This is a genomic window from Marinomonas sp. TW1 (assembly GCF_001625355.1).
In the GTDB taxonomy this organism is placed as follows: domain Bacteria; phylum Pseudomonadota; class Gammaproteobacteria; order Pseudomonadales; family Marinomonadaceae; genus Marinomonas.
This window is the reverse complement of record NZ_JSEE01000002.1, coordinates 174,598-199,837: the sequence shown is the minus strand read 5'-3', so window position 1 is coordinate 199,837 and position 25,240 is coordinate 174,598. Positions and strand designations below refer to the sequence as shown.

The 25,240-nt window shown below is 45.0% G+C and carries 22 protein-coding genes; 10 read left to right on the top strand and 12 right to left on the bottom strand.

What is annotated here, in order from left to right:
• Positions 1-2 precede the first annotated feature (2 nt).
• From ubiE to OA79_RS02525, 3 genes are all read right to left on the bottom strand, one after another.
• A complete protein-coding gene (gene ubiE, locus OA79_RS02535; protein WP_063331635.1) occupies positions 3-758 on the bottom strand; it encodes a bifunctional demethylmenaquinone methyltransferase/2-methoxy-6-polyprenyl-1,4-benzoquinol methylase UbiE in 756 nt (251 codons plus the stop codon).
• A 122-nt stretch (positions 759-880) separates the two neighbouring features.
• On the bottom strand, positions 881-2,416 hold the full coding sequence (locus OA79_RS02530; protein ID WP_063331634.1) for a GGDEF domain-containing protein: 1,536 nt from the start codon (positions 2,414-2,416) through the stop codon (positions 881-883).
• 16 nt (positions 2,417-2,432) lie between these two features.
• Positions 2,433-3,053 (bottom strand): thiol:disulfide interchange protein DsbA/DsbL, encoded by a 621-nt coding sequence (locus OA79_RS02525; protein ID WP_063331633.1) that lies wholly within the window; start codon positions 3,051-3,053, stop codon positions 2,433-2,435.
• A gap of 247 nt (positions 3,054-3,300) precedes the next feature.
• Between OA79_RS02525 and yihA the strand changes: the two genes are divergently transcribed.
• Positions 3,301-3,945 (top strand): ribosome biogenesis GTP-binding protein YihA/YsxC, encoded by a 645-nt coding sequence (gene yihA, locus OA79_RS02520; protein WP_063331760.1) that lies wholly within the window; start codon positions 3,301-3,303, stop codon positions 3,943-3,945.
• A 174-nt stretch (positions 3,946-4,119) separates the two neighbouring features.
• Positions 4,120-5,340, top strand: a complete 1,221-nt coding sequence (locus OA79_RS02515; protein WP_063331632.1) for a winged helix-turn-helix domain-containing protein — start codon at positions 4,120-4,122, stop codon at positions 5,338-5,340.
• A gap of 8 nt (positions 5,341-5,348) precedes the next feature.
• On the opposite strand, the gene OA79_RS02510 is transcribed toward OA79_RS02515, so the two are convergent.
• Positions 5,349-6,068 carry an outer membrane protein gene (locus OA79_RS02510; RefSeq protein ID WP_063331631.1) on the bottom strand — a complete coding sequence of 240 codons (720 nt, stop codon included), beginning with the start codon at positions 6,066-6,068 and terminating at the stop codon, positions 5,349-5,351.
• Positions 6,069-6,215: 147 nt separating this feature from the next.
• Complete coding sequence (locus OA79_RS02505) at positions 6,216-7,364, bottom strand: alpha-hydroxy acid oxidase (RefSeq protein WP_063331630.1); 1,149 nt, start codon at positions 7,362-7,364, stop codon at positions 6,216-6,218.
• 124 nt (positions 7,365-7,488) lie between these two features.
• On the opposite strand from OA79_RS02505, the gene OA79_RS02500 reads away from it, so the two are divergent.
• Both OA79_RS02500 and OA79_RS02495 read left to right on the top strand, forming a co-directional pair.
• On the top strand, positions 7,489-8,388 hold the full coding sequence (locus OA79_RS02500; protein ID WP_063331629.1) for a LysR family transcriptional regulator: 900 nt from the start codon (positions 7,489-7,491) through the stop codon (positions 8,386-8,388).
• An 85-nt stretch (positions 8,389-8,473) separates the two neighbouring features.
• Positions 8,474-8,716, top strand: a complete 243-nt coding sequence (locus OA79_RS02495; protein WP_063331759.1) for a hypothetical protein — start codon at positions 8,474-8,476, stop codon at positions 8,714-8,716.
• A gap of 84 nt (positions 8,717-8,800) precedes the next feature.
• On the opposite strand, the gene OA79_RS02490 is transcribed toward OA79_RS02495, so the two are convergent.
• From OA79_RS02490 to OA79_RS02460, 7 genes are all read right to left on the bottom strand, one after another.
• Positions 8,801-9,376 (bottom strand): DoxX family protein, encoded by a 576-nt coding sequence (locus tag OA79_RS02490; protein ID WP_063331628.1) that lies wholly within the window; start codon positions 9,374-9,376, stop codon positions 8,801-8,803.
• A gap of 380 nt (positions 9,377-9,756) precedes the next feature.
• Positions 9,757-10,131, bottom strand: a complete 375-nt coding sequence (locus OA79_RS02485; protein ID WP_063331627.1) for an endonuclease domain-containing protein — start codon at positions 10,129-10,131, stop codon at positions 9,757-9,759.
• 386 nt (positions 10,132-10,517) lie between these two features.
• On the bottom strand, positions 10,518-11,957 hold the full coding sequence (locus tag OA79_RS02480; protein ID WP_063331626.1) for an MBL fold metallo-hydrolase RNA specificity domain-containing protein: 1,440 nt from the start codon (positions 11,955-11,957) through the stop codon (positions 10,518-10,520).
• A gap of 151 nt (positions 11,958-12,108) precedes the next feature.
• The gene (locus OA79_RS02475) at positions 12,109-14,355 is read right to left on the bottom strand and encodes a YjbH domain-containing protein (protein ID WP_082825346.1); all 2,247 of its coding nucleotides are present in this window, start codon (positions 14,353-14,355) and stop codon (positions 12,109-12,111) included.
• The gene (locus OA79_RS02470; protein ID WP_269447811.1) at positions 14,355-15,014 is read right to left on the bottom strand and encodes a capsule biosynthesis GfcC family protein; all 660 of its coding nucleotides are present in this window, start codon (positions 15,012-15,014) and stop codon (positions 14,355-14,357) included. The genes OA79_RS02475 and OA79_RS02470 overlap by 1 nt, the downstream gene beginning before the upstream one ends.
• A gap of 108 nt (positions 15,015-15,122) precedes the next feature.
• Positions 15,123-15,827 (bottom strand): YjbF family lipoprotein, encoded by a 705-nt coding sequence (locus OA79_RS02465; protein WP_063331624.1) that lies wholly within the window; start codon positions 15,825-15,827, stop codon positions 15,123-15,125.
• An 83-nt stretch (positions 15,828-15,910) separates the two neighbouring features.
• The gene (locus tag OA79_RS02460) at positions 15,911-16,231 is read right to left on the bottom strand and encodes a hypothetical protein (RefSeq protein WP_063331623.1); all 321 of its coding nucleotides are present in this window, start codon (positions 16,229-16,231) and stop codon (positions 15,911-15,913) included.
• Positions 16,232-16,638: 407 nt separating this feature from the next.
• Between OA79_RS02460 and OA79_RS02455 the strand changes: the two genes are divergently transcribed.
• The 6 genes from OA79_RS02455 to OA79_RS02425 all read left to right on the top strand — a co-directional run bounded on the left by OA79_RS02455 (position 16,639) and on the right by OA79_RS02425 (position 25,239).
• The gene (locus tag OA79_RS02455) at positions 16,639-17,964 is read left to right on the top strand and encodes a capsule assembly Wzi family protein (RefSeq protein ID WP_063331622.1); all 1,326 of its coding nucleotides are present in this window, start codon (positions 16,639-16,641) and stop codon (positions 17,962-17,964) included.
• Positions 17,965-18,013: 49 nt separating this feature from the next.
• Positions 18,014-20,632 carry an SLBB domain-containing protein gene (locus OA79_RS02450; RefSeq protein ID WP_063331621.1) on the top strand — a complete coding sequence of 873 codons (2,619 nt, stop codon included), beginning with the start codon at positions 18,014-18,016 and terminating at the stop codon, positions 20,630-20,632.
• Between the two features lie 116 nt (positions 20,633-20,748).
• The gene (locus tag OA79_RS02445; RefSeq protein ID WP_063331620.1) at positions 20,749-21,696 is read left to right on the top strand and encodes a Wzz/FepE/Etk N-terminal domain-containing protein; all 948 of its coding nucleotides are present in this window, start codon (positions 20,749-20,751) and stop codon (positions 21,694-21,696) included.
• A gap of 547 nt (positions 21,697-22,243) precedes the next feature.
• Positions 22,244-22,564 carry a MarR family EPS-associated transcriptional regulator gene (locus tag OA79_RS02435; RefSeq protein ID WP_063331618.1) on the top strand — a complete coding sequence of 107 codons (321 nt, stop codon included), beginning with the start codon at positions 22,244-22,246 and terminating at the stop codon, positions 22,562-22,564.
• Between the two features lie 72 nt (positions 22,565-22,636).
• Complete coding sequence (locus tag OA79_RS02430) at positions 22,637-23,821, top strand: nucleotide sugar dehydrogenase (RefSeq protein ID WP_063331617.1); 1,185 nt, start codon at positions 22,637-22,639, stop codon at positions 23,819-23,821.
• Between the two features lie 20 nt (positions 23,822-23,841).
• Positions 23,842-25,239 (top strand): mannose-1-phosphate guanylyltransferase/mannose-6-phosphate isomerase, encoded by a 1,398-nt coding sequence (locus OA79_RS02425; protein ID WP_063331616.1) that lies wholly within the window; start codon positions 23,842-23,844, stop codon positions 25,237-25,239.
• The last annotated feature ends 1 nt before the right edge of the window (position 25,240 follow it).

Below are 25,240 nucleotides of genomic sequence, written 5' to 3'. Positions count from 1 at the left end.
GGTTAGAATTTAAACCCTTTGTGGAGTGCGACAATGCCGCCGGTCAGATTTTGAAAGCTGGTGCGTTCGAAGCCAACGTCTTCCATCATGCCTTTGAGCGTTTCTTGATCTGGGTGCATACGGATGGATTCGGCTAAATAGCGATAACTGTCAGCGTCGTTCGCGATCAATTTACCCATGGTCGGCAGCAGTCGGAAGGAATACTGGTCGTAGATCTTTGATAGCACTTCTGATTCTGGTTTGGAGAACTCTAACACTAACAGACGACCGCCGGGCTTGAGGACACGGTACATGGAGGCCAATGCTTTGGATTTGTCCGTTACGTTACGCAGACCAAAGGCAATGGTGATGCAATCAAAGGTATTATCTGGGAAAGGCAATTCTTCGGCATTGGCTTGCACAAATTTCACATTACCAACCACACCTTGATTGGCTAGCTTGTCACGACCCACTTTTAGCATGGAATCGTTAATGTCGGCGAGAATGACCTGTCCTTCACTGCCAACCAAACGAGAGAATTTCAATGTCAGGTCGCCAGTGCCGCCGGCAATATCCAGCACCTTGTTGCCCGCACGAACGCCCGATTGGCTAATAGTATGGCGTTTCCATAGGCGATGAACACCACCAGACATCAAGTCGTTCATAATGTCGTATTTGGCGGCAACCGAGTGAAACACTTGCGCTACGGCTTGTACTTTTTCATCGGCTGGAATTTCTTTAAAGCCAAAATGGGTGGTGTTCTTTTGGTCATCTTGCATAAGTGAATTCATCCTAACAAAATGCTGGCGACGAAAAAAAGCGACCAGCATGGCATTATCTGTATTTGTTAATGGTGTTTATTGTACCTGTCGTAGTCGAGCGCGGGTACTGCTTATTCGGTCTATTTTTCGGCCATCACACGATTACGGCCAGAATCTTTTGCCTGATACAGTTGTTTATCGGCTCGTTCAAATAAGCTTTCTGGTGTCTCTTTGGTTTTGTGTTCGGCAATACCAATGGAGACGGAAATGGACACAGGTTCGCCTTGCATATTAAAAGGGGTCTTCTCGACTGTCTGACGAATGAGCTCAGCTTTTTCAATCGCCTTATCCATTGGCGTATTGGGAAATACGATAACGAACTCTTCGCCACCATAGCGGAAGATCAGATCTTCTTTCTGTAAGACACTACGAATTTGCTTCGGTACAATACTGAGGACTTTGTCACCCGCCAAATGCCCCCAAGTGTCGTTCACCTTTTTAAAGAAGTCGATATCACAGACCGCCAAACACAATGGCTTTTGCGTTTTTTGCATGACCTGACAAAGGGGTAAGATGGCATCCTGATAGGCAGTACGGTTAGGCAGCTCAGTCAACGAATCGGTCATGGCTTGCGCCAATTTCTCTTGCAGCATAGAACGCAGCGACGCGGAGTCCTTTTCCATGCGAGTGACTTTGTTTTTTAGGCTGGTAATGGACTGAGTGGCGTCTTTTTCTTGCTCTTGCATGCGCGATCGATACTCAGACATGGTGCTGGAAATGCTTGATAAACGCTCATTGATTAAATGCTGCAAGCTTTCTAAGTCATTAGCGCCTTGAACCGCTTGGCTGGTTTCTTCCACTTGCTTTTGTAATTTGGTGTTAAAGCCTTCGCGACTCTCCGAGAGATTTTTTTGTGATTGATAGCTGCTGGTAACAGACGCGTTAATGCTCGCCAGTTGTTTGTTTAATTCACTGAGGTATTTGGTCAGACTTTCTTGAGTTTTGCCGATGGCAATCATCACTAAGGCAATGACTTCATCGAGTAAAGTGGGTAATTGTTCTAGGTTGCTGTTGCCTGTTAACGCGCTTTTTAGGGTCGTCATTTCCCCATGATAATGTTTTGGCAAGGACAAATTATCCACCAGACCCGCCAGAGTGTGACTGATCTGCGCCATAATGTCTTGATCGTTGGAGGGCGCTTGATTGGTGTTTTTGCTGCGATTAAACAGACGCTGAAATAGGGAGTTCTTCTCAGTCTGATGACTTGAGTCCGTCTGGTTAAAGGTTTGTTGGCTTAATTCTAAAAACAATTTAAGCAGATGTGGCCATTCATAAGGCAGTTGCCACTTGCCACGAATTTCGTATTCGAGTTGTTTTTTTAGAGGGGCAGGAAGGGGGTGGCTAGCATTTTTGTCTAGAACATCAATCAGACTTTGCAAACTGGATCGAACCAGCTTAGCCCTTTCTTCTTGTGCTTTATCACTGCTGAGTAATAAAGGCTCAGCTTGATTGAGCAGTTTTTGTATTTCGTTAGCATCAACACCTTGTGTAATGCTTTGCCTAAGTTGGCGGACAACGGAATCAAGCTCGGGATAATTCCCTTCAGCGAGCATGCTAGTTCTAGAAACGGCCTTGCGTAGAACTTCGATCAATTTATCGCTTGATGACTCCGTCATACCACCTCAACTCATATTAATTTTGACGTTCTTTTTCGATTAGGAAATCGACCACTTTGAAAATGTTTTCATTGCCATTGGCAGTTTGTGCAGACACTAGGTATTTGCCATTCACAATGACGCCTGGTACGCCGCGTGCTCCGTAAGCTCGAATTTTAGCATCGGCTTGGCTTAAACGGCTGTTCACTGAGAAGGAATCGTACAGTTTATGGAAGTCGTCTTCATTAACACCATAATTCACAAAAAATTCGGCCAGCGCGTCCTCTGAGTTTAGACGACGATGTTCAACATGAATAGCATTAAACAAGTCACCGCGAATTTTATCTTCCACGCCTAGGATATCTGCAATGTAAAAGGCTTTGGCATGAGCTAACCAACCACGGCCAAATACCGCTGGCTGGTATTTAAAATCAACGTCGGCAGGCGCGTCTTTTTTCCAAGCTTGAACCAGTGGCTCTAGGGCGTAGCAATGTGGGCAGCCATACCAAAAAATTTCAGTGACTTCGATTTTGCTAGGGTCGCTGGTACGAACAGGGGTCTTGATGGTGGTGTAACCATTGCCATCGCTGTATTCAGCCGCCATCGTTGTTAGCGGCATAAGTAGAGAAAAGATCAGAGCTGTAAACAGCTTTTTCATGGGAAGCTCCTAATGATAAAAATGAAACTACAGTGACATCATGCACTTAAACATAAAAAAATTCGATCCCGTTTATGGGAGAAGGTTCGGCATTTCCGGTAAGTTTACATAAAGTTTACATCAATAGGGACAATTGGGCAGAGCCAACGGCCTTTTAAATGGCATCTTTAACGGATTGCTGGCATTATATACACACTAAAATGCATCTGTGAATGCCAATCTCAATCGACTGACGAATATCAAATTTATGACACCTTACGACTCCACGTTCCAATCGGCTTATTTCATTAAAAGTGCGGAAAAACTCTCTCAATGCCCACTTGATCAGGGTGTTGAAGTAGCCTTTGCAGGACGCTCCAATGCAGGTAAATCCACTGCATTGAACACCTTAACGAACCAAAAGAAATTGGCTCGTACTTCAAAAACACCGGGTCGTACTCAGTTGATCAACTGCTTTGGTTTAAATCTGGATGATCGTCGTTTGATTGACTTACCGGGTTACGGTTTTGCGAAAGTGCCAATCGAGATGAAAAAGGTTTGGCAAGCACACATGCAAGATTACCTAATGAATCGTCGTTCTTTAGCTGGTGTGGTGTTGGTCATGGACATTCGCCATCCGCTTAAAGAGTTCGACGAAATGATGTTGGATTGGGCGAAAGCCAATGGTATGAAAGTGCATGTACTATTGACCAAGTCAGATAAGCTAAAGCGTGGGCCTGCGAAGTCGACTATGTTGTCGATTCAGCGCGAGCTAAAGCAGCAAAATATCGATGGTACGGTACAAACCTTCTCTGCCCTGAATGGCGACGGTGTGGATGACCTTCGCATCAAGTTGGCAGAATGGCTTGTATTAGACAACCAAGACGAAATTCCTGTATCACCAAACGCTTAATCTAAACGTCGTCATACCGCAATCCAATGCTCTGGGTGTTGATTGCGGTGACTGATGCTGTTCAAAACCAACTCTTTTCCCATTAGACAAGCTCCCTTGCCACTTAAATTTTATTCGCTTCATGACCTCAGAATGAGTAACGTAAAGGAAATTCTTATTTGAGTTAGGTCTAGCATGATGAAAATCACTCGGACAGCCGATTTAGAGCGTCTACGTCGACTCGCCCTAGCGTCACAAGGTCTCTTACCGATGGCCCCATTTGGCCAAGGTCTGGCAGGGACGCATGATGCGATTAAGCATTTAGGTTATGTGCAGATAGACACGATTTCTGTTGTTGAGCGGGCGCATCATCATGTCTTGCATACTCGGGTGCCTAAGTTTCAACCTGAGATGATTCATCGCTTGTTAGCCAGTGGTCGTATTTTTGAGTATTGGTCTCATGCTGCGGCCTTTTTACCCATGGATGATTTTCGATTTTCCCTACCTTATAAGAAAGCCATACAAAGTGGCCAAGTTCATTGGTATAAAAATCCAGATAAAAAACAGATGGCCGAATTGCTGGCTCGTATTCGTTCCGATGGCCCGCTTCGATCTCGTGATTTAGAGGCCCATAAAAACGCCAGTTCTGCAGGTTGGTGGGATTGGAAACCGGCAAAAAAAGCGCTTGAGCAGCTGTATATGGAAGGTGAACTTATGGTCAGTCACCGGGAAGGTTTTCAGAAAGTCTATGACTTAACTGAACGCGTTTTGCCATCTCACATTGATTCAAGTTTGCCCAGTGCTGAGGAATATGCGGCACACCTGCTTGATCAACAATTGTGTTGCCATGGCTTCGTTTCATTAAAAGGACTGACTTATTTACGCCGCAACACAGAACTTCGTCAGGCAATGAAAAGCCTAGTTCTGGATGGTTTGCATCAAGGGGTGTTGGAAGAAATTGAATTAGGCGATGGTGAACGGTTTTTGATACCTTCAGGCGTATTCGACCAACGAGCGCCTAGATTGAGTCATCGACTGTCGATTTTGTCGCCTTTTGATAACAGCGTGATTCAGCGTGATCGGCTAAGATCGGTGTTTCAGTTCGATTATCAGATTGAATGTTATGTGCCTGAACCAAAACGCCAATACGGCTATTTCTGCTTACCATTACTGTTTCGAGGGGAATTTATTGGTCGCATGGACTGCAAAGCCCACCGTAAAGAGCGTCGCTTGGAAATCAAATCTCTCTATCTGGAGAAATCGATAGAGACATCAGGCTTTGACGTCGACCTCCTTCTGAGTGCCTTTGTCGACGCCATCAAAGCATTTAGCCAATTCCAACAGTGTGATTCAGTAACCTTAACCTCTATGGAACCAAAGCATTTAACCCAAGTTTTTCAGCTTGCGTTTAAGTAACGGTTAGATTATTCAAAATAATAACTTAAATTCACAAATAACAAGTGTGAAGTAAGATCCGCTGAGTGTTTTTCTCCGGGGTCACATATATCGCCATCACTTCCTATACAGTTAGCCTCTGTGCTGACGTTTCCAGCATCTGTGTAGCGGTAGCCAAAACCAAGCTGTGCTTTTTCTGTCATGTTATAGTTGGCACCGACTATGAGGCTCCACATAAAGTTAGTATCAGAGGCCTCTGAGAAAGCGGCAGATCTATTTACTCCTATTTGTATTTGTGTTGCACTCGTTTTTGTTTTCGATGCCCCAATACCCGCGCCAACAAAGGGCTTAAGTTTGTCGCTGTCTATGTTGATATCGTACAAGAGGTTCAGCATGAGTGATTCTTGCTTTACCTTGGCTGTGGTTCGTTCAGTGCCAGAATAAGTTATAAATTTGGCATCATTAATGAAACTCTGATCACCAAAGGTACTGTAGACAAGTTCCGACCTAAGGGGCTGGTTCACCCAATCCAACCCAATACCGATACTGAAATAAGCCGCGCTATCGGAGTCGTCAACGACTTCAGTCGTTGCATTCGTTTCAGAAATGGCGGTTTCTAAATTTCCGAATTTACTTTGAGCGCTGCCCAGTTCTAATATGCCATAATATTGAGGAGCCGCCGTTAGAGCTGAAGATGTGCATATAACCCCACAGGCTAAGATTAATTTTTTTACTTTGTTGGCAGGCATAACCGACTTGCTCCTTAAATGAGAGAGATATCTGTAAGATTTTTGTTAATAAATTGCAAACATTACATAAGCCTAATCGAATTGGCCGAAACTTCAAATGATTACCGCATAATTTTAATGATGCGCTTCCTGTTCCGTTCTTGATGGTTAAGCTCTAAACCTTAGATTTTCTCGTGTTAGTTGATCGATGGAGGTTTTCCCCATGAGCTTCATGTCACGTTCAAGTTCGGTTTTCATTAAGCCAAGAGCGCGTTCAACACCAGGTTGCCCGGCCGCAGCAAGTGGGTATAAATACATACGGCCAATGCCAACGGCTTTGGCACCAAGTGACAAGGCTTTGAGTACGTGAGTGCCACGTTGCACACCGCTGTCAAAGATGACGTCGATTTCGTCTCCCACTTCATCGACAATTTCGGCTAGTTGGTCGAAAGAGCTGCGGGAGCCATCCAGTTGGCGGCCACCATGGTTGGAAATGATCACGCCAGTACAACCAATTTCCACTGCTTTGCGAGCGTCTTCTCGACTCATTATGCCCTTTAGACAAAACTCTCCGTCCCAGAATTTCACCATTTCTGCTACGTCGTCCCAGTTCATGGAAGGGTCGAGCATGTTGGTGAAGTAGTCGCCAATCGAGGTTGCACCTGACCCCATGTCTATGTGTTCGTCGAGCTGCGGCAAACGGAATTTTTCGTGGGTCACGTAGTTAATGCCCCACATGGGTTTGAGGACAAATTGAAGTATGCCTTTGAGGTTTAATTTGAAAGGAATGGCGAAGCCTGTGCGAAGGTCTCGCTCGCGGTTGCCGCCAGTAATAGAATCCACTGTGAGCATCATTACTTGTACGCCGGCGTCTTTGGCGCGTTGCATCATGGCACGGTTCAGTTCTCGGTCCTTGTGAAAGTAAAACTGATAGACTTGAGGCGTGGTGGTTTGTTTGGCGATTTCTTCCATGCTGACTGTGCCAAGGGAAGAGACGCCAAACATAGTACCGTATTTTTCAGCGGCATTGGCGACGGCTCTTTCGCCATCGTGATGAAACAGGCGTTGCAACGCGGTGGGCGAACAGTAGATGGGCAGAGCGAGTTTTTGCCCCATCACGGTGACAGACAAATCCACGTCTTTTACGCCAGTAAGGACGCTAGGCACTAGATCACAGGTTTCAAACGCGGCGGTGTTACGGCGATAAGTGGTTTCATCGTCCGCACCGCCATCAATGTAATTAAAAATGGGGCCGGGCAGTCGCTTCTTAGCAAGTAAGCGGAAATCGTGAAAGTTATGACAGTCCTTGAGTCTCATTGTGTTGCCTCATCGTGAACAAAGATTAGAAGACATGCATCTTATCCCGAGTTTTATTTGTGATTAATACGACATAAACTAATAAACTGTTTCTTATAACGTCTTAATTGAAGAGGATGGGCCATTGAACGCAGCCGATTTAACGTTTTTCGTGAATGTTGCCGATGCGGGTTCGTTTAATAAAGCGGCACAGCAAGCAGGATTGTCGACGCCAGCGCTGAGTAAACGCATCAGCAGGCTTGAACAAGACCTTGGTGCACAGTTGATCCATCGAACGACTAGACGCCTCAGTTTGACGGAAGCGGGGGAGAATCTATACGTTCATGCTAAAAATATTGAAGGCCAAGTGAGCGATGCTATTGCCTCGGTGTCGGCATTTAGTCAGGGTCTAACAGGCACGATAAAAATGTCCGTACCGACGATTTCTGGTGAGTTGCTACTGGCTGAAGCGGTGGCAGAGTTTTGCCAAAAATACCCCAATATTACGGTGGATATGCGTCTTGAAAATGATTTCGTGGATTTGGTTGGTGAAGGATTGGATCTGGCGATTCGTACTGGCAAATTGGAAGATTCGAGCCTGATTGCCAAACCTTTGATTCAATCAAATTGGGTGGTGTGTTGCTCCCCCAGTTATATCGAGAAACATGGGCAAGTGAATACACCCGAAGAACTAAAAGAACACAACTGTCTCGCTTATACCTATCAAGCTCAAGGCTCATTTGACTGGCGCTTTAGTAAAAATGGCGTGGAAGAAAGTGTGCGCATCGGCGGCAGCTTCGCCACGAATAATGCTCAAGCGTTACGCAAAGCGGCTTTGGCTGGATTTGGTATCGTGTATGTGCCGCGTTGTTGTGTATATGAAGATTTGCAGCAAGGCAAGCTTGTCGCGATTTTGGCCGATTACCAACCGCGTAGGCTCGGCGTTTATGCCATTTACCCTTTTACCAAATACCTACCGGAAAAACTAAGGTTATTAATAGAGCACATCAAACAGGCTTATCAGGATAAGGCAGAATACTTTTAATAAACTGGTGAAGAGTAGGGACTTTCCATTTAACTGTTTTGTCCTTATTCTTAATTTATTGAGCGGTTTTATGATGGGGGAATTTATGTCAGGTCAAGGTTCAGGTGGCAATGTACTTGCTGCACTCTGTAATGTTTTTATTCCTGGGTTAGGTCAACTGGTTCAGGGACGTATTTTTATGGCTCTGTTCTTTTTTGTCACCGTCTTTGTGAGCTATGCATTAGGCGCAACGGTGATTCTGTTTTTTATGTGGTTGGTTGGTGGGATATTGCATCTTTGGTCTATTGTCGATGCTGCTCGCTTTTCTCGATTTCGTTCACTTGTGTGATGCGGATTTCAGGGCGAGAAACAATGTTAGAGCATAAAAAGGAGTCTAGTTGACTTCTTTTTATGCTGCTTATTAATATCGGTTTTAGAATTGTTTTTTAAATAAGCGGTCTAATGACCAATAACCGCCCCCAAATGCGGCAATTAATAAGGCACCAGCCGCCCAGAATAAAGAGGACAGTTCTGCTTTTAATTGCACCATGGCAAGGAAAGTACCACCGCCGTCAGCCAATCTTTTTATGCCCGCAGGCGTAAAGAAATCACTACCTGAATTAAGTGCATCGATGCCTGCCTGAGTCAGAAAAGCATTCCCATAAGGATAGGCAAAATGAAACCAAATAGTGATGGCGAGCATAACGGCATTGGCCAGAGCAATTGGTCGAGTGATTAACCCCGCCGCAATGAACATACCACCAAAAAATTGCATGGCAGCCAACATTGGAGACCAAAGCCAGCCAGGATAAAAACCAATATTTTCAACAAAGCCAATTTGTGCAAAAGGCGCTATGATTTTTGGCCAACCTTCGATTACCAACATACCGCCGATAATAATGCGAAATAGCGCCCAGCCTAGCGGTTGGCCAATATTGTTGTAAAAATCGCACATAAAAGGCAGATATAGGTGGTCTTTGTCATTTTTGAATACAGGTGAGTTAGACATGTTTTCCCTCTCAATTTTGGTCGTTTCCATATCAAAGAGAGTAACATTCGGTTTTTTATGGTTGCTGACTTGGATCAAGAGATCATGATTAAAACAGTAAGTAGATCTAGGTCAGGAAATACTTACTGCAAGAATTACAGCGGTTAATCGAAAACATTAAGCCAAGCGTACTTTTAATGACTTAGTACTGTTTTGTTTGTTGCTTTATCCCACCCCCTCTCCTTGTTAAGGGGAGGGGGCTAAGAGCTCTGCAAAATTGCACTTGGTCCTCCCCCTTTTTTAAGGGGGAGTTAGAGGGGGTTGCAGGGGAGGACTAGATAAATCCCCACCCTAGCCCTCCCCTTGTTAAGGGGAGGGGACGCTTTTGGTTCTCCCCCTTTTCAAGGGGGAGTTAGAGGGGGTAGTGTAATCTGAGCATCAATAGCAAGAACCACCGAGTCAAGTTCATGCATAACTTCGTTGTTTGTAAAGCGAATAACACTTATCCCCATAGAAGAGAGGTATTCATCTCGAACGCGATCATGAGCAATACCTTGTGTAGAAAAATGGCTATCACCATCTATTTCAATTACCAGTTTTAAAGAAGGGCAGTAGAAATCGACAACATAGCATCCTATGCCATATTGCCGTCTAAATTTAACGCCGAATTGGCATCCTCTGAGGTGTCTCCATAGACGCCTTTCAGGTTCTGTCATATTTGTTCTCAACTCGGCACGAAAACGTTTTGTTCGCTTTAAATTAAATAGTTTCGTCATTCCTTGACTCCTATGTGTTTTTTGAAGGTAATTCACCCCACCCTAACCCTCCCCTTGTTAAGGGGAGGGGACTTTTTTGGTCCTCCCCCTTTTTTAAGGGGGAGTTAGAGGGGGTTGTAGGGAAGGACTAGAGAAAACCCCACCCTAGCCCTCTCCTTGGTAAGGGGAGGGGACTAAAAACTCTCCATTTCCTGTGCAAAATTGCACTTGGTCCTCCCCCTTGTTAAGGGGGAGTTAGAGGGGGTTGCAGGGAAGGACTAGACATAACCCCACCCTAGCCCTCCCCTTGGTAAGGGGAGGGGACTAAAAACTCTCCATTTCCTGTGCAAAATTGCACTTGGTCCTCCCCCTTGTTAAGGGGGGGTTAGAGGGGGTAACTTTCAACCTCAGCTGTCTGGGATAACAACCTCAACACCTTTAAACTCTTTTCGGATGCATTTTTTCAGGGTTTGCTTTGCCTCTTCATCGCCATGCACTAGGTGAATTTTCTTTGGTTTACTGCGTATGCGACGGATGAAATTGAGTAAGTCCCTTTGTCCTGCGTGGGCTGAATAACCGCTAATCTGTTGGACTTGCGCCTTGATAGGAAAGCACTCGTTATCAAACATCACATAACCGTCTGGCTTATCGTGATAGTTCAATATGTCCCGTCCAGGCGTGCCGGCGGCTTGGTAGCCAACAAACACAATGTCATTACGTTCATCACCGATCAACGCTTTGATGTAATTCACAATGCGCCCACCGGCACACATTCCCGATGCCGCAATGACGATGGCGGGCCGTGTTTGGCGCTTTAGATAATCTACGGTTTGTAAGTGAGTTTCATGGTCATCAATGGTGGTAACCTGCTCAAAATCCAGAGGATGGCGACCTTCAGCAATGCGGCTTTGCGCTTCTTCATCCCAATAAGGGGCTAATGACTGATAAACTTGAGTGAAGCGGTTGGCGAGTGGGGAGTCGATAATAATGTCCAGATCTTGCCAATCTAATTGAGCGCCTGAAGCGGTGTGGCTGATTGGCTTCTGGCGATTCGTATGAATGATGGATTCCAATTCGTAAAGCAGCTCTTGTGTGCGGCCAATGCTAAAGGCGGGAATCAACACAGTGCCAGAGTCGCTTAAAGCTCGTTCTAAGCTGTGTTGTAATCGTTCGATTCGGCTTGATCTGTCTTCATGGTTGCGATCCCCATAAGTACTTTCGATCACCAGTTGGTCGGCTTTATGTGGGGATTTGGGCGCCGGTAATAAAGGCGAATGAGGCGCACCCAGGTCACCGGAAAACACCACGTCATGATAAGGTTTGTTTTGCGATTTAATAGCCTCATTAACGACGCGAAAAGATGCATAAGCTGAGCCCAAAATATGACCCGCGCGTGAAAGACGCAGCTGGACTTTCGTCTCCGTCTGCATGGGGATCTTCACCCACTCTTGATAATCCAAAGGGACGATTTGCTCTTGGATGCGGTCTAAGCAAGCCTCGATGATGCTCTTGTTGCGCGTCACGCCGACTTTCAACGCATCTTCGATGACCAAAGGTAATAACATTGCACTGGGTTTAGAACAATAAATTGGCCCAGTAAACCCCGCCGCTAACAGATAAGGTATACGCCCTACATGATCGATATGAACATGAGTGACGATCAACGCTTGTACGGCCGAGAGGTCAAAATCTATTGCCAGATGATCTGCTGTAGCCCCGAAAACAGAGGTTTCAGCTCCTTGGAATAAACCGCAATCGATCAACACAGACTGCTGTTCATCGACAAACAGCTCGTGACAAGAGCCTGTTACCCCACGTACCGCGCCATGATGCTTAATAGATAACATACCAATCCCTGTACAGCAAAAGCAGTTTAAAAGACTAAACTAAAAAACGCGATGAGCCAAGTGGGTTTTGAAATAGGGGGTTGACGTGGAAGGTTAGCCTTGTGTGATAAAAGTCGGGCAGAGTTTTCTGGCCCGACTAGTGGTAATCATTTCAGTCGTTTTGGTTGGGTCTTTGATACCAAGGCGACACCATGTCGGTCACATTAAACAAGCTACTGCGTTTACTTAGCTTCTGGCCTCCATCTCGCGTGATGGGCTGCCAGCCAAAGTTTGCGCGGCTGGTGGTGGGTTTAAAGGACAAGGTGTCAAATGGAATGGACAAGTAAAAGCCTTTCGTAAAACTGCCTTCGCCAAACTCTTCCGCCGACATATCGGTTTTACTGGCATAAGCGCCAACGATAACACCACTCTTATACTGCTTAGAAAAATCAACACGTGCGCCGACGTCACCCGCTAAGAATTTCCCCATATCCACACGGAATAGCGTATTTTTTAGAAACGACCACTCAGGTTGGTAGTAAACGGACAAGTGCCCCGTGCTGCCCCGAGACAAGACTTTATCGGTACTGCTGTAGGCGTCATCACTTGCAAATACGCCGAATACCGAATTCGGGTCACGCTGAGAAATAAGGTTAACATCGGCCCCAATGGCCCAGTTAGTATTAGGTTTTCTATACAGTACTTCAGAACCAACCCCGGCAAACATGGTTTCCAAATAACCACCATAAACCTGCTGATACCAGTGTTGGCCGTATTTCTGATACCAAGTAAGTTGTAGGTTATTGAGTAGAGCATCGTTTTCAAGCACATACGCTCGTATCAAGGTTCTCACTCGATAGTTGGAAGTGCCGTCTTCCAAGACATTAAATCTCAGCTTGTCATAGTTATTGAGCAGGTTAATCGACACACCAGCCGACAACTCGACTTGATCTGTCAGCCAGTAAGCAGCACTACCTTTGATGCTCAGATTGTAAATATAAAAGCTTTCTGGTCCACCAAATGCCTGGCTTAAATGAGGTTTGAAGCCATAACTAAGAGGCTCGAAATCATCATAAAGGGGGGCTGAGGTGATGCTTTGGGATGTTAGGTCTTGAGATGCTAGGTTAGACGTCGCATCGCTTATCTTAGGGTTTAGATAGGTAACATTAGCAATGTCTTGGTACTTTGATGCTGAGATCTCCGTATTTCTTAAGGCTAAGTTCTTTTCAGTTTCCTGAATTTGATAATGCTGGATATTCTCAGGTAATGCATTGCTTAGCACGGCTGAGGCTTTTTCCAGGGCCACGTCACGGTCGCGATATTTGTGTTGGCGCGCAACCAAGGTCAGAGTATCGCCATCCTGATACACCTGGTCAGTATCGTACCCTGCGACCTTGTCTAATGTTTGATCCAGTGTTTGCCAATCAACACCTTCTAATGTCGTCGGGCGCGAGTTACTGGGCTCCGGTATAGGTTCATCAATCCATGGGTTTTTGATGCTGTCAAAATTGGTATTTAAACTAAAACCAAGAGTAAGAGTCGTGCCACGTTCATAACTGAGGCGTAAATCAAAACTGTCGCTAAGGCCATAAACTGCGCCAATATTCCAAGGCGTTTTAGGCGTCATGTCTACGTTGCCACGAGTGACGGGATAATCTTGGCTGTAATCATTGCCATCGTATTCTAACTTCAGGCGCAATGGTTGGTAAGGTGTTTGATATTCTATGCCGCCAAATAAAGAGGCTGACCCAGTAAACCAGCGATCATAGTCCACCATGCCGCCATTGCCTGAATAGCTGGACAAACGATCACAAAAGCGATCTGCCGCGGAGCAAAAGGGATTGCTGATGTTGCCTCTGGTGCCAAAATAGCCCCAGCCAATACCTAAAGTGACATCAAAGTGCCCGTAATCTTGAGTGTAAAAGCGCTTACTGCCGGCTAGATATTCCCCGTCAAATAAACCAGTGCCACCTATGTCTTTTAAACCAATGGAAACCTCAGGCAAATAGCGACTTTCTCGCCAAAGACGCGCTTTCACATCAATCCCTTTATCGGTATAGCGCGTACTGCCGCTAAAGCTTTCATCGCTGCTGTAGAGTAAGTCGTTTACTTGGGTGTATCGAAAGGTGGTTTCGAGCCAAGGCATCAGTTGAAGAGACACGGTGTAAAAATCGTATTCGTCATTTTCTGCGTAGCTCAGACTAAACGCGCCTTCGTCTGCCATACGGCCAGACGGAACTTGTATTAAGCCAACGCCACCTAGGTTCATTTGTGATGGCTTGAACTCGACGGGCTGAAATGGATCAGAGTCGTTTTTTTCAGCGGCATTAGCACTGGAAAGCAGCAAAGTATTGGTGCCCATAATGACGGAAAAGTAACAAAAAATTGTGCGTTTTGTACCAATAAAAAAAGTGCGCATTATAGCTCCAGATGTTGGGTTAATAGCTGAGCTATATCGTGATTAAGGGTCTTATATTGATGAGGTAAATTCTCTAAGCCAACAAAAACAAGGCTACCAGGGCTGAGGTAATGATGTTTCCCTTGCCACTGTATGCCTTTGATATATTGAACCCTTTGGTCGGCCTGTATAATCCAGGCCGAATCATAGTCGTCTCCGGCAATGTCTGGTGTTAGGTAGTCTTTTAGGTGAGTGTTTGGCATTTGTTTTACTAAAGCATTAGTGGTGCGTTTTGGCGTAATCACTCGAATGTAGGCTGGGCGAGAGAGAATAGATAAAGTGTAATCATGATTCAGCAAAGGGTTGTTTTTCTTTACCGTTCTGACATTTTTCAAACGAGTTTCAAGTGTTTCACGATAGACAAAATGCAGTACTTCAAGTTGTTTGACAATGCGTTTTGATTCGGCAGAGTCAATATGGCGCAAGGCGTTGAAAATGATGTTTTTTTGCTGGTCAATGAGTGCCTGTTTGGTGGGCGAAATCACACTGATGCCTAATGAATAGACGGGGTAATCTACCTGTTTCTGCGCATCGCTCAAAACTTGAGAAAGACGCACAGCCGCCTTGTATTCTAACGTTATCTTAGGCTGAAGAAGGTGTATTTTGACTGGTTGAGCCATCGCAAAAAATGGTAAAAAACACAGGCTAATGAAAGAAATATAAGAAATAGGTCTACACATCGCTCGAATTCCTGGCTGATATATTGTCATAGATTGCTGTGCTCTTCATTAGGGTGAGGTCGTGTTAATAGGTTCCACATAAGGTCGGATCATCAGCATGTGAATTTTATCCATATTAGGGCCAATGTACTGGATAGATTTTATTGTGAAGGCTTTGGTGGTTTGTGTGGCCGGAGCGATCCAAAATTCATTGCGGTATGCTTGTCCAAGGCCAGTAAAGCTCACTCGTTCTGTCACATGCTTGGTGTTCTGTTCCCACAAAAACGTCGTAATGAGCTCTTCTTCAATGGATTGTGTCGATACATCAGCGCTGAAATGGTAGCGATAGTGGGGAGACCAATCATAAATGGCTTGCCAGCTTGCAGCTTTAAGGGGAGACGGTGGTGGTGTATGAAGACCAGAAAGGTTCTCTAGATTGTTGGTATTAAATCCAGTGGTTTGGATGATGCGACCATTTTCAGTGATAATACTGCCGCCATCGGAAGCGTACCAAGTAAGGTGTTTGCTGTTCTGATCCCCGAATGAATCCACAAAGGTTAATACCATCAGGATGGGCTTTCGATCATTAATGGTGACAAGCACGGCGGGGTAGGGTAAAGATCGAATGTGAGCTTCTAATATATCGGGGGCGTTTTCTGCGTCTAGAATGGCATTGAGCGAATCGATTGAACTTTGAGTGTTACGGGTACAAGCAGTGAGGGAAAAAGTGAGCAGGAGAAAAGAGAGTAATTTAAGTGTTAGAAGCTTTGTCATAAAAAAGCCAGATCAAGGGGTTAGCTGAGAGAAAAAATCGCCCAGAATACTCTGGGCGATTGATACATTTACAAATACCTAGATTAGGAATTTGTAGCGGTGCTTGTTGTTTCATCAGCACCGTCGTTCTCGTCAGCAACAACGGCAACCGCTGCAACAGAAGCAATCGCAATAGACGTTGCTGCAATAGTACCAACGCCACCAATTGCCGCCGCACTGGCTGCAACCGTACTACCAGCCGCGATACTGCCACCCGCTGCTGCGGCGCCACCAGCGCTTGCTGCGGCACCAGTACCAGCTGCAGTACCAGTGCTTGTCGCTGCGCCAGCTGCTGCTTCTGCGAATACTTGACCAGTCATACCAAGAGAAAAAGCTACAACAGTAGCCAAAAGAGTACGTTTCATAATATTTCCTTATCATAAACATCGATGTTGAAGATAAATCTTCATTAATGATTCTATTGTAAGGTATTTAAGAATGTAAGCCCCGACGTTCATTTTGTTTAAAAAAAACACAGGCTGAAAAGGCTTTGTAAAATACTTATCGTCACTTTATTTGTGTGCGTTTTTGCGGCATCATTGCTGCACATATAGTTTTGTTGGTATTTATGGATAGCAAAATATCTATTTCAAAACGGTTTTGGTTTCGCTAGCCAGCCTTGGTACACAGTTTATACGTTGTTTTTTAAGGTATTATGTGTACGTTATACCTTGCGGCCGTTAAGCGTATTTTTCTCGTGTTGAAGATGCACTTTTTAACAAGCAAACTTTTTATTCAGTAACTTTTTTGGTCAGTAAACAGAGAGAAATGAATGTCCTCGGTTAAGCCACCCACCAAATATGAATTAGCACATTGCTATCTTTGTCGTACCCTCTTTTGTTCTGTTGTTACTGTCAGTAGTGGTTTAAGTAGCAGCTTGATCGCCTCCCCTTGGTTGGAAACCAGTGATCCCTTCTTAAGGTCTTCTTTGGTCTTGCTATCTGATGCTGGGCAAATTAGTGCGCCCATCAATCAGTACCCTCTGCGCTGGTCATTAATCGGTGACGATTTAAACAATACTGAGACAGAGTCTTTAGATGATTACGTCCAGCTGGCCAGAAATGAACTGCGTTATACACTGAATTCGGCTAAGTTAAATCGAGGCAATAAATCCCTAGTAATGCAGTTTGCTACGGATTCGTTTCCTGCCTCTGGTTATGGTGAATTAAGTGGCGATAAGTGGGGGGTGAGTACCAGTGTCGATTATCTTGCAAGCTCCTTTGCATATCGCTTAAGCCTCGCTTATCGAGACCACAACAACGAAGAAGAAATCGACTGGACGGACAGCTATCTGTCTTTAAATGCCGGGCAATGGTTGTTTACCGTAGGCGAGTTAGACTACTGGTGGGGGCAAGGCTGGCAGCATAACTTAATACTGGCCTCTTACTCAAAAGCCACCCCGTCTTTGAATGCTAATTACATCAGTCACAATAAGATGCTTGGCGTTTGGAGTTTTCAGGCGCTGATGTCTGAGCCAGAAGATGCCGCCTATGATAACCATGGCGCGGTGCGCATGGTTGCCAAACCATGGCGTCACGTTGAAATCGGCGCAACCTATCAAAATTGGTTTTCAGGTAGTGAAGAGGAAGACGACAGTCAGCTTGCTTTTGATGCAAAACTGACCTTGCCGCATGTTGATAATCTCTATCACAGTGTCTACACCGAACTGGCGTCAACAGTAGATATGGCGGCCCTGGGGGCCTGGATGGTTGGCTGGACTGGTAGTATGAATGTCAAAGACAACACGGTAAGGCTGGTGCTTGAAACTCAGCAACATACCAATGATTATGACACGACAGACTGGAAGGCAGGATCCTACCCTTCCACATCCGACTCAGTTGCTAATACCAGCTATTTGTTGGATGACAGTTATGCCATTGCCTTTTATGTGCAACGGATGAATGATCACAGTATTGGCGTGAGTTATCAGTCGTCTAAATTAGACGGTGAGTCGATAAACACCACCAAATTTATGTATAGAATGCCCGCTTTGTCCGGTATGTTGCAGTTAGATGTAATCGCACAGAATGACGCTTCGACAAGCAATGAACAGCATCGGATCAGCGAATGGCGTGCTGGTTATGAACTACGTTTCTAGCCAAGATGGCAAAGATTAACCTTTAAAATGTGATGATAAAGAAACTGATATGTATTTAAAACGACTTCTTAATGCGGCTTTATGTTCTTTGTTGACAACCAGTGTGCTGGCTTTTACACCAACTGCTGCACAGATAAATCAATTTCAAAATCTGCCGAAAGCACAGCAAGAAGCGTTGGCGAAGCAATATGGCATAGACCTCAGTTCAATGAATTTGCCATCTAATACGGCGGGGGGGCTTCCGCAACAAGCTCCTATGGTTGAGTCGACTATGAATGCCTCTGATAAACATCTGGTGGTCGGTGAAAAAGATCAAGGGATGACGGGTACCAAAGAACTAAAGAAATTTGGTTACGATGTACTACAGGGTGATACTCAGGGCTTTACTGTGGTCGACAACTTACCAGTGCCTTTGGATTACCAAATGGGGCCAGGCGACAGTGTCAGTGTGCAAACCTTTGGTAAAACCAGTGCCAATTATGAGCTAACCATAGACAGAGACGGCCACTTAAACATCCCCGACCTAGGGCCCATTTCGGCGGCAGGTCAGACCTTTGCGCAACTAAGCGACCAAATATCCCGAGTCTTTAAGCAAAAGGTTATTGGTGTGGACGTATCGATTGCCATGGGCTCCATGCGCACCATGCAAGTTTATATCGTGGGCGAAGTGCAGCAGCCAGGTTCATTCAACGTCAATGCACTCACTACCATTACCCAAGCTCTCGTTGCCACGGGCGGCGTAAAAGAAACCGGTAGTTTGCGTCACATTCAATTGAAGCGAAAAGGCAAAGTTGTCCGAGAATTTGATCTATACGATCTGTTATTAAAAGGCGATACGGCCAACGATGTTCGCTTATCCGCTGGGGATACTCTGTTTGTCCCCGCGTTACACAGCACGATTGAATTGGCTGGTGAAGTACAGCGCCCGGCCATTTATGAATTAAAAAGCACCACCAGTTTAGATCAATTGCTTGCGATTTCCGGCGGAGCTACGCCGCAAGCCTATTTATCCAAAGTCAGTGTGCGTCGAGTGACGGCTGAAGGTGTTAAGCAGTTTACAATCGACCTAACCAAAGCCGAAGGTCGCCGTTTTGGCGTTCGCGCAGGGGACCAAGTACAACTATTCAAAGCGTCCTCTTCCTTGAGAGGGGCAGTTGCGGTGCGCGGTGATGTGGTTCGTCAGGGGGCGATGGCCTATCAAACTGGCATGCGCATTAGTGATGTAATCGGTTCCATCGAGGACGACTTAAAACCCAGTGCCGATTTAACTTACGCTTTATTGATTCGTGAATACAATCAAGACAAAGACATTGAGGTGTACCAGTTTAACTTGTCGAATGCTTTGCAGTATAAAGACTCGAGAGATAATTTGCTGTTACAAGAAAGAGACCAGATTTTTGTCTTTTCGAATGGTTTGGATATGACTTATTGGAATTCTTATGCAAAGCCGAAAGAAAAGATTGCTAGTCGCGGGGATTTGTCTGACAAAGAATATGTTGATACAGAAACCGGTGCGCTAATTCAGCAAGTGAGCACCACAGAGCTAGACACAGCTCAAGTGGATGATATTTCCAGTCTGGCACGAAATAGGCAGGCCAACAGAGAGGCCCTATTGCAGCCTATCATCGAGCGTCTATTAGAGCAGTCATCACTGGGTGCGCCAGCCGCATTGATTGAAATTTCCGGGGCAGTAAAGTTTCCGGGCACTTACCCATTGGCTAAAAATGGTGATTTGCCATCCTTGATAGCAGCGGCTGGAGGCTTGACCGAAGATGCGTATCTAAGGTCGGCAGAACTAACACGACGTGAGAAAGTATCTAACTATGGGAGAACGGTTAATCGTCAAATTGGATTCTCGTTGCGGGATGCCATCAGTGGTAAATACCCCATTGCCTTACGAGCCCAAGACAATATTATGATCCGTACTCAACCAGGGTATCAAAAAGACTTGGTGGTGGAATTACAGGGCGAGGTGGTGTTTCCTGGTAAATACTCGTTCCAGCGTGGTGAAACCTTAAAGGATGTTATTGAGCGTGCAGGTGGTTTTACATCATTCGCTTACCCTGAAGGGGCGGTATTGAGCCGTGAACGTTTGAAGCGTCAGGAAAAGGAACGAATTGATTTTCTTACCGCTCAGTTGAAACAAGAGATCAGCGCCATGTCGCTTCGTCGTCAAAACACGTCAGCATCCACGCCAGAGCAGGCGTTGGCTATTGTGAATCAGTTAGATCAGGCAGAACCGGTAGGGCGCTTGGTTATTGATGTCAAACAAGCCATGACAGGGGATAAGCAAGCCAATGTGTTATTGGAAAAAGGCGACAAGCTCTTTATTCCAGCCTTAAACCCAGTGGTCAGTGTGGTTGGCGAAGTGCAGTTTGCTTCTCATCATACGTTTGATTCGCATTTAGCGGTAGACGACTATTTAGAAGCAGCGGGTGGACTGAAACGTCAAGCGGATTCCGAGCGAGTGTATGTCATTAAGGCCAATGGCTCGGTTGAGCTGCCTAATAATTCATTTTGGTTCAGCCGAAACGATAAGTCTTTGTCGCCGGGGGATACCATTATTGTGCCTATTAATACGGATTACATGGACAGTCTGAGTACCTTATCAACAGCCACTCAGATCTTGTATCAATTGGGTGTGGCTTGGAGTGCGGTGAAGGATTAATAGGTCCAGATTAATGAGTCCTAAGGCATAGCAAGTTTCGCTAGTATTTTGTTTAACGCTGTTAATCTGCTTGCTGTTCATTCGCTGGCCGGTAAGGTTAAAACGTAGAGAAAAAAATGAATAATCAAAATTTACCACCTCAATATTATCAACCGAGTGATGATGAGATCGATCTAAAAGAATTGTTTGTTGCCCTTTGGCAAGGCAAGTGGATCATTATTCTGCTGACCATGGTATTTGCAGCGGGTGGCGTCTTCTATGCTTTGTCGCAACCGAACACTTACAAGGCTGAGGCGGTATTAGCATCGGCAAGTGGCAGTGGGTCCAATGGCTTGTCAGCCATGGCGTCGCAATTTGGTGGCTTAGCTTCGTTAGCAGGCATCAGTCTTGGTGGCGGTGGAACGGGTAACAAAGCCATGGCATTGGCTGTGTTACAGTCTCGTCAGTTTATTAATGCTTTTATTCATAAATACGACCTGCTTGTACCATTGATGGCGGGTAAAGAGTGGCATCCTGGTTCTGGTGAGTTGCAACTTAACGAAGAGATCTTTGATCCGATTTCACAGGTTTGGATAAGAGAAGTGCCGCCTGGTAAATCTCAAGCACCAACGGATTGGGAGGCTTATAAAGCCTTCAAAAAAATTCTGGCAGTTACTGAGGATAAAGATAATGGTTTGGTGACCTTGTCAATTACCTATTTTTCACCAGTATTAGCCAAACAGTGGGTGGATGACTTGGTGATAGAGCTAAATGCTTGGATGAAAGACAAGTCCTTGAAAGAAACCCGTGACAACATTGATTACCTAGAAGAACAAATCGAACGGACCAAAATTGCCGACATGCAGTCAGTGTTTTATCAGCTCATTGAAGAGCAAACCAAAAACCTCATGCTGGCGGAAGTGCAGACAGAATTTGCGTTTAGAGTGATAGACCCAGCCGTTGTACCAGAAGAAAAAGCGGGACCTAAGCGCGCTTTGATATGTGTGATAGCAACTTTACTTGGCGGTATGCTGGGTATGGGGATTGTGCTTATACGCTTTGCCTTCACCAAAAAAGATGAATGATTTATTCCTTCCTCTTATCATTTCTAAGGGGGAGACTAGGATGGGTTTTTGCCTTGTCCCTTCCCCTTTCTTCAAAGGCAGGTGATTGGGTGGGGGCTGCCTTATTCCTTCCCCTTATCTCTTCCAAGGGGAAGGCTAGGATGGGGTCGCAAGTTCCTTCCCCTTTCTTCAAGGGGAAGGCTAGGATAGGGTTGCAAGTTCCTTCCCCTTTCTTCAAGGGGAAGGCTAGGATGGGGTTGCAAGTCCCTTCCCCTTCCTTCAAGGGGAAGGCTAGGATGGGGTTGATAACTTGTCTCTTTCGCTACGAGCCCCAAAAACGTCCATTTTACAAACTCTTTTCAAACACATTCTTTGCATTATTATCCATTCTCATTTAAGCTTGTTCAGCAAATGAACGGGATAGGATGTTCACTGAGAAGCTTAGAGGGATGGTACAAGCGATCAAACATTTGCCCTCTTTCCTTTTAAATCAGTTTTTACTGATCTCTTCATTATTATTGTCCATATTCGTTTGTTATTAATAGCATCTTACTCATAAGGCGCTTACATGTTAGATGAAGAAAGTCGTTACAAAATTTTAAAAGAGCTTGAGCAAGACTCAGACATCAGTCAACGAGAGCTAGCCAAGCGTTTAGGCATCAGTTTAGGTAAAACAAACTTCTGCTTAAAAGCCTTGGTCGAAAAAGGCTTGATCAAAGCAGAGAACTTTAAAAACAATACGAATAAAGTGGGTTATTTATACCTATTAACGCCAAAGGGTATTGAGGAAAAAGTATCTCTGACTCAGCGGTTTTTGAAAAGAAAAGTGGCGGAATACGAGGCACTGGAAAAAGAGATAGAGCAGCTTCGACGAGAAGTAAAACATTAATTCGCAAGATATCATGTAGGTCAGGTAAGGTAAGGCGAAGGACTAAGTAGTAATCTGATGATGAGAAATGAGATGAAACATGTTAAAAAATATAAAATCACCATTGCCGGAACGGGGTATGTAGGTCTATCGAATGCGATGTTATTGGCTCAACATAATGATGTCATAGCAGTGGACATTGTTCCTGAAAAAGTCGCTATGCTGAACAACAAGCAGTCACCGATTGTCGATACGGAAATAGAAAATTTTTTAGCTAATAAAACACTAAATTTTGCCGCCACGCTAGATAAGCAAGCAGCCTATAAAAACGCTGAATTTGTCATTATTGCAACGCCAACTGATTACGATCCAACGACAAACTACTTCAATACCAAGTCTGTCGAAAGTGTTATTCAGGACGTACTAGCCGTTAACCCAAATGCGGTTATGGTGATCAAATCCACGGTGCCAGTGGGTTACACCAAAAGCGTGAATGAAAAATTCAACACTGCGAACATATTTTTTTCACCTGAGTTTTTACGTGAAGGCAAAGCCTTGTATGACAACTTATACCCATCACGAATCATTGTGGGGGAACGTAGTCAGCGTGCAGAAGTGTTCGCAAACTTACTCAAACAAGGCACTCTAAAAGACGAGATCGATATCCTCTTTACTGACAGTACAGAAGCTGAAGCCGTTAAGCTGTTTTCTAATACCTATTTGGCCCTTCGTGTTGCCTATTTCAACGAGCTAGACACCTACTGTGAATCTCATGATCTAGATACCAAGCAAATCATTGACGGTGTGTCATTAGACCCGCGCATTGGTAACCACTACAACAACCCAAGTTTTGGTTACGGTGGCTATTGTTTGCCAAAAGACACCAAACAGCTATTGGCGAATTATCAAGATGTGCCTAATAATCTGATTCGTGCCATTGTGGATTCAAATTCCACGCGTAAAGACTTCATTGCTGACTCTGTTCTTAAGCGCAACCCTAAAGTGGTTGGTATTTACCGTCTTGTGATGAAGTCGGGCAGTGACAACTTTAGAGCGTCGGCCATTCAGGGGGTGATGAAACGTATTAAGGCCAAGGGCATTGAGGTAGTAATCTATGAGCCTGTATTAGAAAAAGTAGACTTTTTTCATTCAAAAGTTATGAAGAATTTAGAAGAGTTTAAAGTTATCTCTGATGTGATTATCGCCAACAGACAAGACAGCGTTTTGAGTGATGTGATGGATAAAGTCTATACCCGTGATCTGTTTGGAAATGACTAGAGCGAATGTAAGGATTTAATATGAAGCTTATACCAGTAATTTTGTCTGGCGGTGTCGGTAGCCGCCTTTGGCCGCTTTCTCGTGAGCACTTCCCTAAACAATGCTTACCTCTGACTGATCAGGAATTTAGTCTCCTGCAGCAAACGCTCCTTCGTACCGCTTCTCTTGATGTGGCAGATCCTATTGTAGTGTGTAATGAGGATCACCGATTTCTTATCGCACAACAGCTACAATCCATCGGTGTTAAAAACTCAAGCATTGTTCTGGAGCCAGAGGGCCGTAATACGGCACCAGCCATTGCGTTAGCGGCATTGGAAGTGAAGCAAACATACGGTGCTGATGCCCTTATGTTGGTTCTGCCTGCCGATCATGTTATTCGTGATCTTGTTGCTTTTGAAGCCAGTATTTTAAAAGCTGCAGAGCTTGCTAAGTTGGATACTCTAGTAACCTTTGGGGTACAGCCCACTCGTCCTGAAACTGGCTATGGCTACATTCGTTCAGCGGGCGATTACCAAGTGGCAGAGTTTGTTGAAAAGCCAGATGTAGAGAAAGCCGAAGCGTATCTTGCTTCGGGTGATTACCTATGGAACAGCGGCATGTTCTTATTCCAAGCCGATACTTACCTAGCAGAACTTTCTTCATATAGAAAAGACATCGCTGATGCCGTCATAGCGGCTTATGAAAATCGGAATGAAGATATGGATTTTGTTCGTATTGATGCTGAACTTTTTGCTCAATGTCCTGAAGAGTCCGTTGATTTTGCTGTTATGGAACCGACCAATAAAGCCATAGTGGTTCCATATGCTGGAGATTGGAGTGATATTGGTGCCTGGGATGCTTTGTACGATTATTCCGATAAAGACGCCGATCAGAATGTTTTACTTGGCGATGTAATGGCGGAAGGTACTCATAACTGTTTGGTTCGCTCAGAGTCTCGTTTGGTGGCGGCTGTGGGCGTTAAGGACTTGGTTATTGTCGAAACAGCGGATGTTGTTTTGATAATGGATAAAAACCAAGCACAAGATGTGAAGAAAATAGTTAAGCGAATTAAACAAGAAAATCGCGAAGAGCACATGTTTCATACAACTGTGCATAGACCTTGGGGTACCTATGAAACGGTAGATCTAGGCGATCGTCACCAAGTGAAGCGTATCATGGTTAAGCCAGGTGAGAAGCTGAGTGTGCAAATGCATCACCATCGTGCCGAGCATTGGGTTGTGGTGTCTGGCACCGCCAAAGTGCAAAACGGTGAAAGTGAAATTTTACTGACTGAGAATGAATCCACTTACATTCCTGTTGGTGTGGTTCATGCTTTGGAAAACCCGGGCAAAATTCCTTTAGAGCTGGTGGAAGTTCAGTCTGGTAGTTATTTGGGCGAAGATGATATCGTACGCTTCAGCGATCGATACGGGCGATAAT

Bases quoted from the DNA above. Each gene is read 5' to 3' on its own strand.
- OA79_RS02475 (WP_082825346.1), bottom strand. From the start codon at position 14,355: ATGCGCACTTTTTTTATTGGTACAAAACGCACAATTTTTTGTTACTTT.
- OA79_RS02460 (WP_063331623.1), bottom strand. From the start codon at position 16,231: ATGAAACGTACTCTTTTGGCTACTGTTGTAGCTTTTTCTCTTGGTATG.
- OA79_RS02425 (WP_063331616.1), top strand. From the start codon at position 23,842: ATGAAGCTTATACCAGTAATTTTGTCTGGCGGTGTCGGTAGCCGCCTT.
- OA79_RS02445 (WP_063331620.1), top strand. From the start codon at position 20,749: ATGAATAATCAAAATTTACCACCTCAATATTATCAACCGAGTGATGAT.
- OA79_RS02470 (WP_269447811.1), bottom strand. From the start codon at position 15,014: ATGGCTCAACCAGTCAAAATACACCTTCTTCAGCCTAAGATAACGTTA.
- OA79_RS02455 (WP_063331622.1), top strand. From the start codon at position 16,639: ATGTCCTCGGTTAAGCCACCCACCAAATATGAATTAGCACATTGCTAT.
- OA79_RS02485 (WP_063331627.1), bottom strand. From the start codon at position 10,131: ATGACGAAACTATTTAATTTAAAGCGAACAAAACGTTTTCGTGCCGAG.
- OA79_RS02430 (WP_063331617.1), top strand. From the start codon at position 22,637: ATGAAACATGTTAAAAAATATAAAATCACCATTGCCGGAACGGGGTAT.
- OA79_RS02490 (WP_063331628.1), bottom strand. From the start codon at position 9,376: ATGTCTAACTCACCTGTATTCAAAAATGACAAAGACCACCTATATCTG.
- OA79_RS02465 (WP_063331624.1), bottom strand. From the start codon at position 15,827: ATGACAAAGCTTCTAACACTTAAATTACTCTCTTTTCTCCTGCTCACT.
- OA79_RS02495 (WP_063331759.1), top strand. From the start codon at position 8,474: ATGTCAGGTCAAGGTTCAGGTGGCAATGTACTTGCTGCACTCTGTAAT.
- OA79_RS02505 (WP_063331630.1), bottom strand. From the start codon at position 7,364: ATGAGACTCAAGGACTGTCATAACTTTCACGATTTCCGCTTACTTGCT.
- OA79_RS02530 (WP_063331634.1), bottom strand. From the start codon at position 2,416: ATGACGGAGTCATCAAGCGATAAATTGATCGAAGTTCTACGCAAGGCC.
- yihA (WP_063331760.1), top strand. From the start codon at position 3,301: ATGACACCTTACGACTCCACGTTCCAATCGGCTTATTTCATTAAAAGT.
- OA79_RS02435 (WP_063331618.1), top strand. From the start codon at position 22,244: ATGTTAGATGAAGAAAGTCGTTACAAAATTTTAAAAGAGCTTGAGCAA.
- OA79_RS02510 (WP_063331631.1), bottom strand. From the start codon at position 6,068: ATGCCTGCCAACAAAGTAAAAAAATTAATCTTAGCCTGTGGGGTTATA.
- OA79_RS02525 (WP_063331633.1), bottom strand. From the start codon at position 3,053: ATGAAAAAGCTGTTTACAGCTCTGATCTTTTCTCTACTTATGCCGCTA.
- ubiE (WP_063331635.1), bottom strand. From the start codon at position 758: ATGCAAGATGACCAAAAGAACACCACCCATTTTGGCTTTAAAGAAATT.
- OA79_RS02480 (WP_063331626.1), bottom strand. From the start codon at position 11,957: ATGTTATCTATTAAGCATCATGGCGCGGTACGTGGGGTAACAGGCTCT.
- OA79_RS02450 (WP_063331621.1), top strand. From the start codon at position 18,014: ATGTATTTAAAACGACTTCTTAATGCGGCTTTATGTTCTTTGTTGACA.
- OA79_RS02515 (WP_063331632.1), top strand. From the start codon at position 4,120: ATGATGAAAATCACTCGGACAGCCGATTTAGAGCGTCTACGTCGACTC.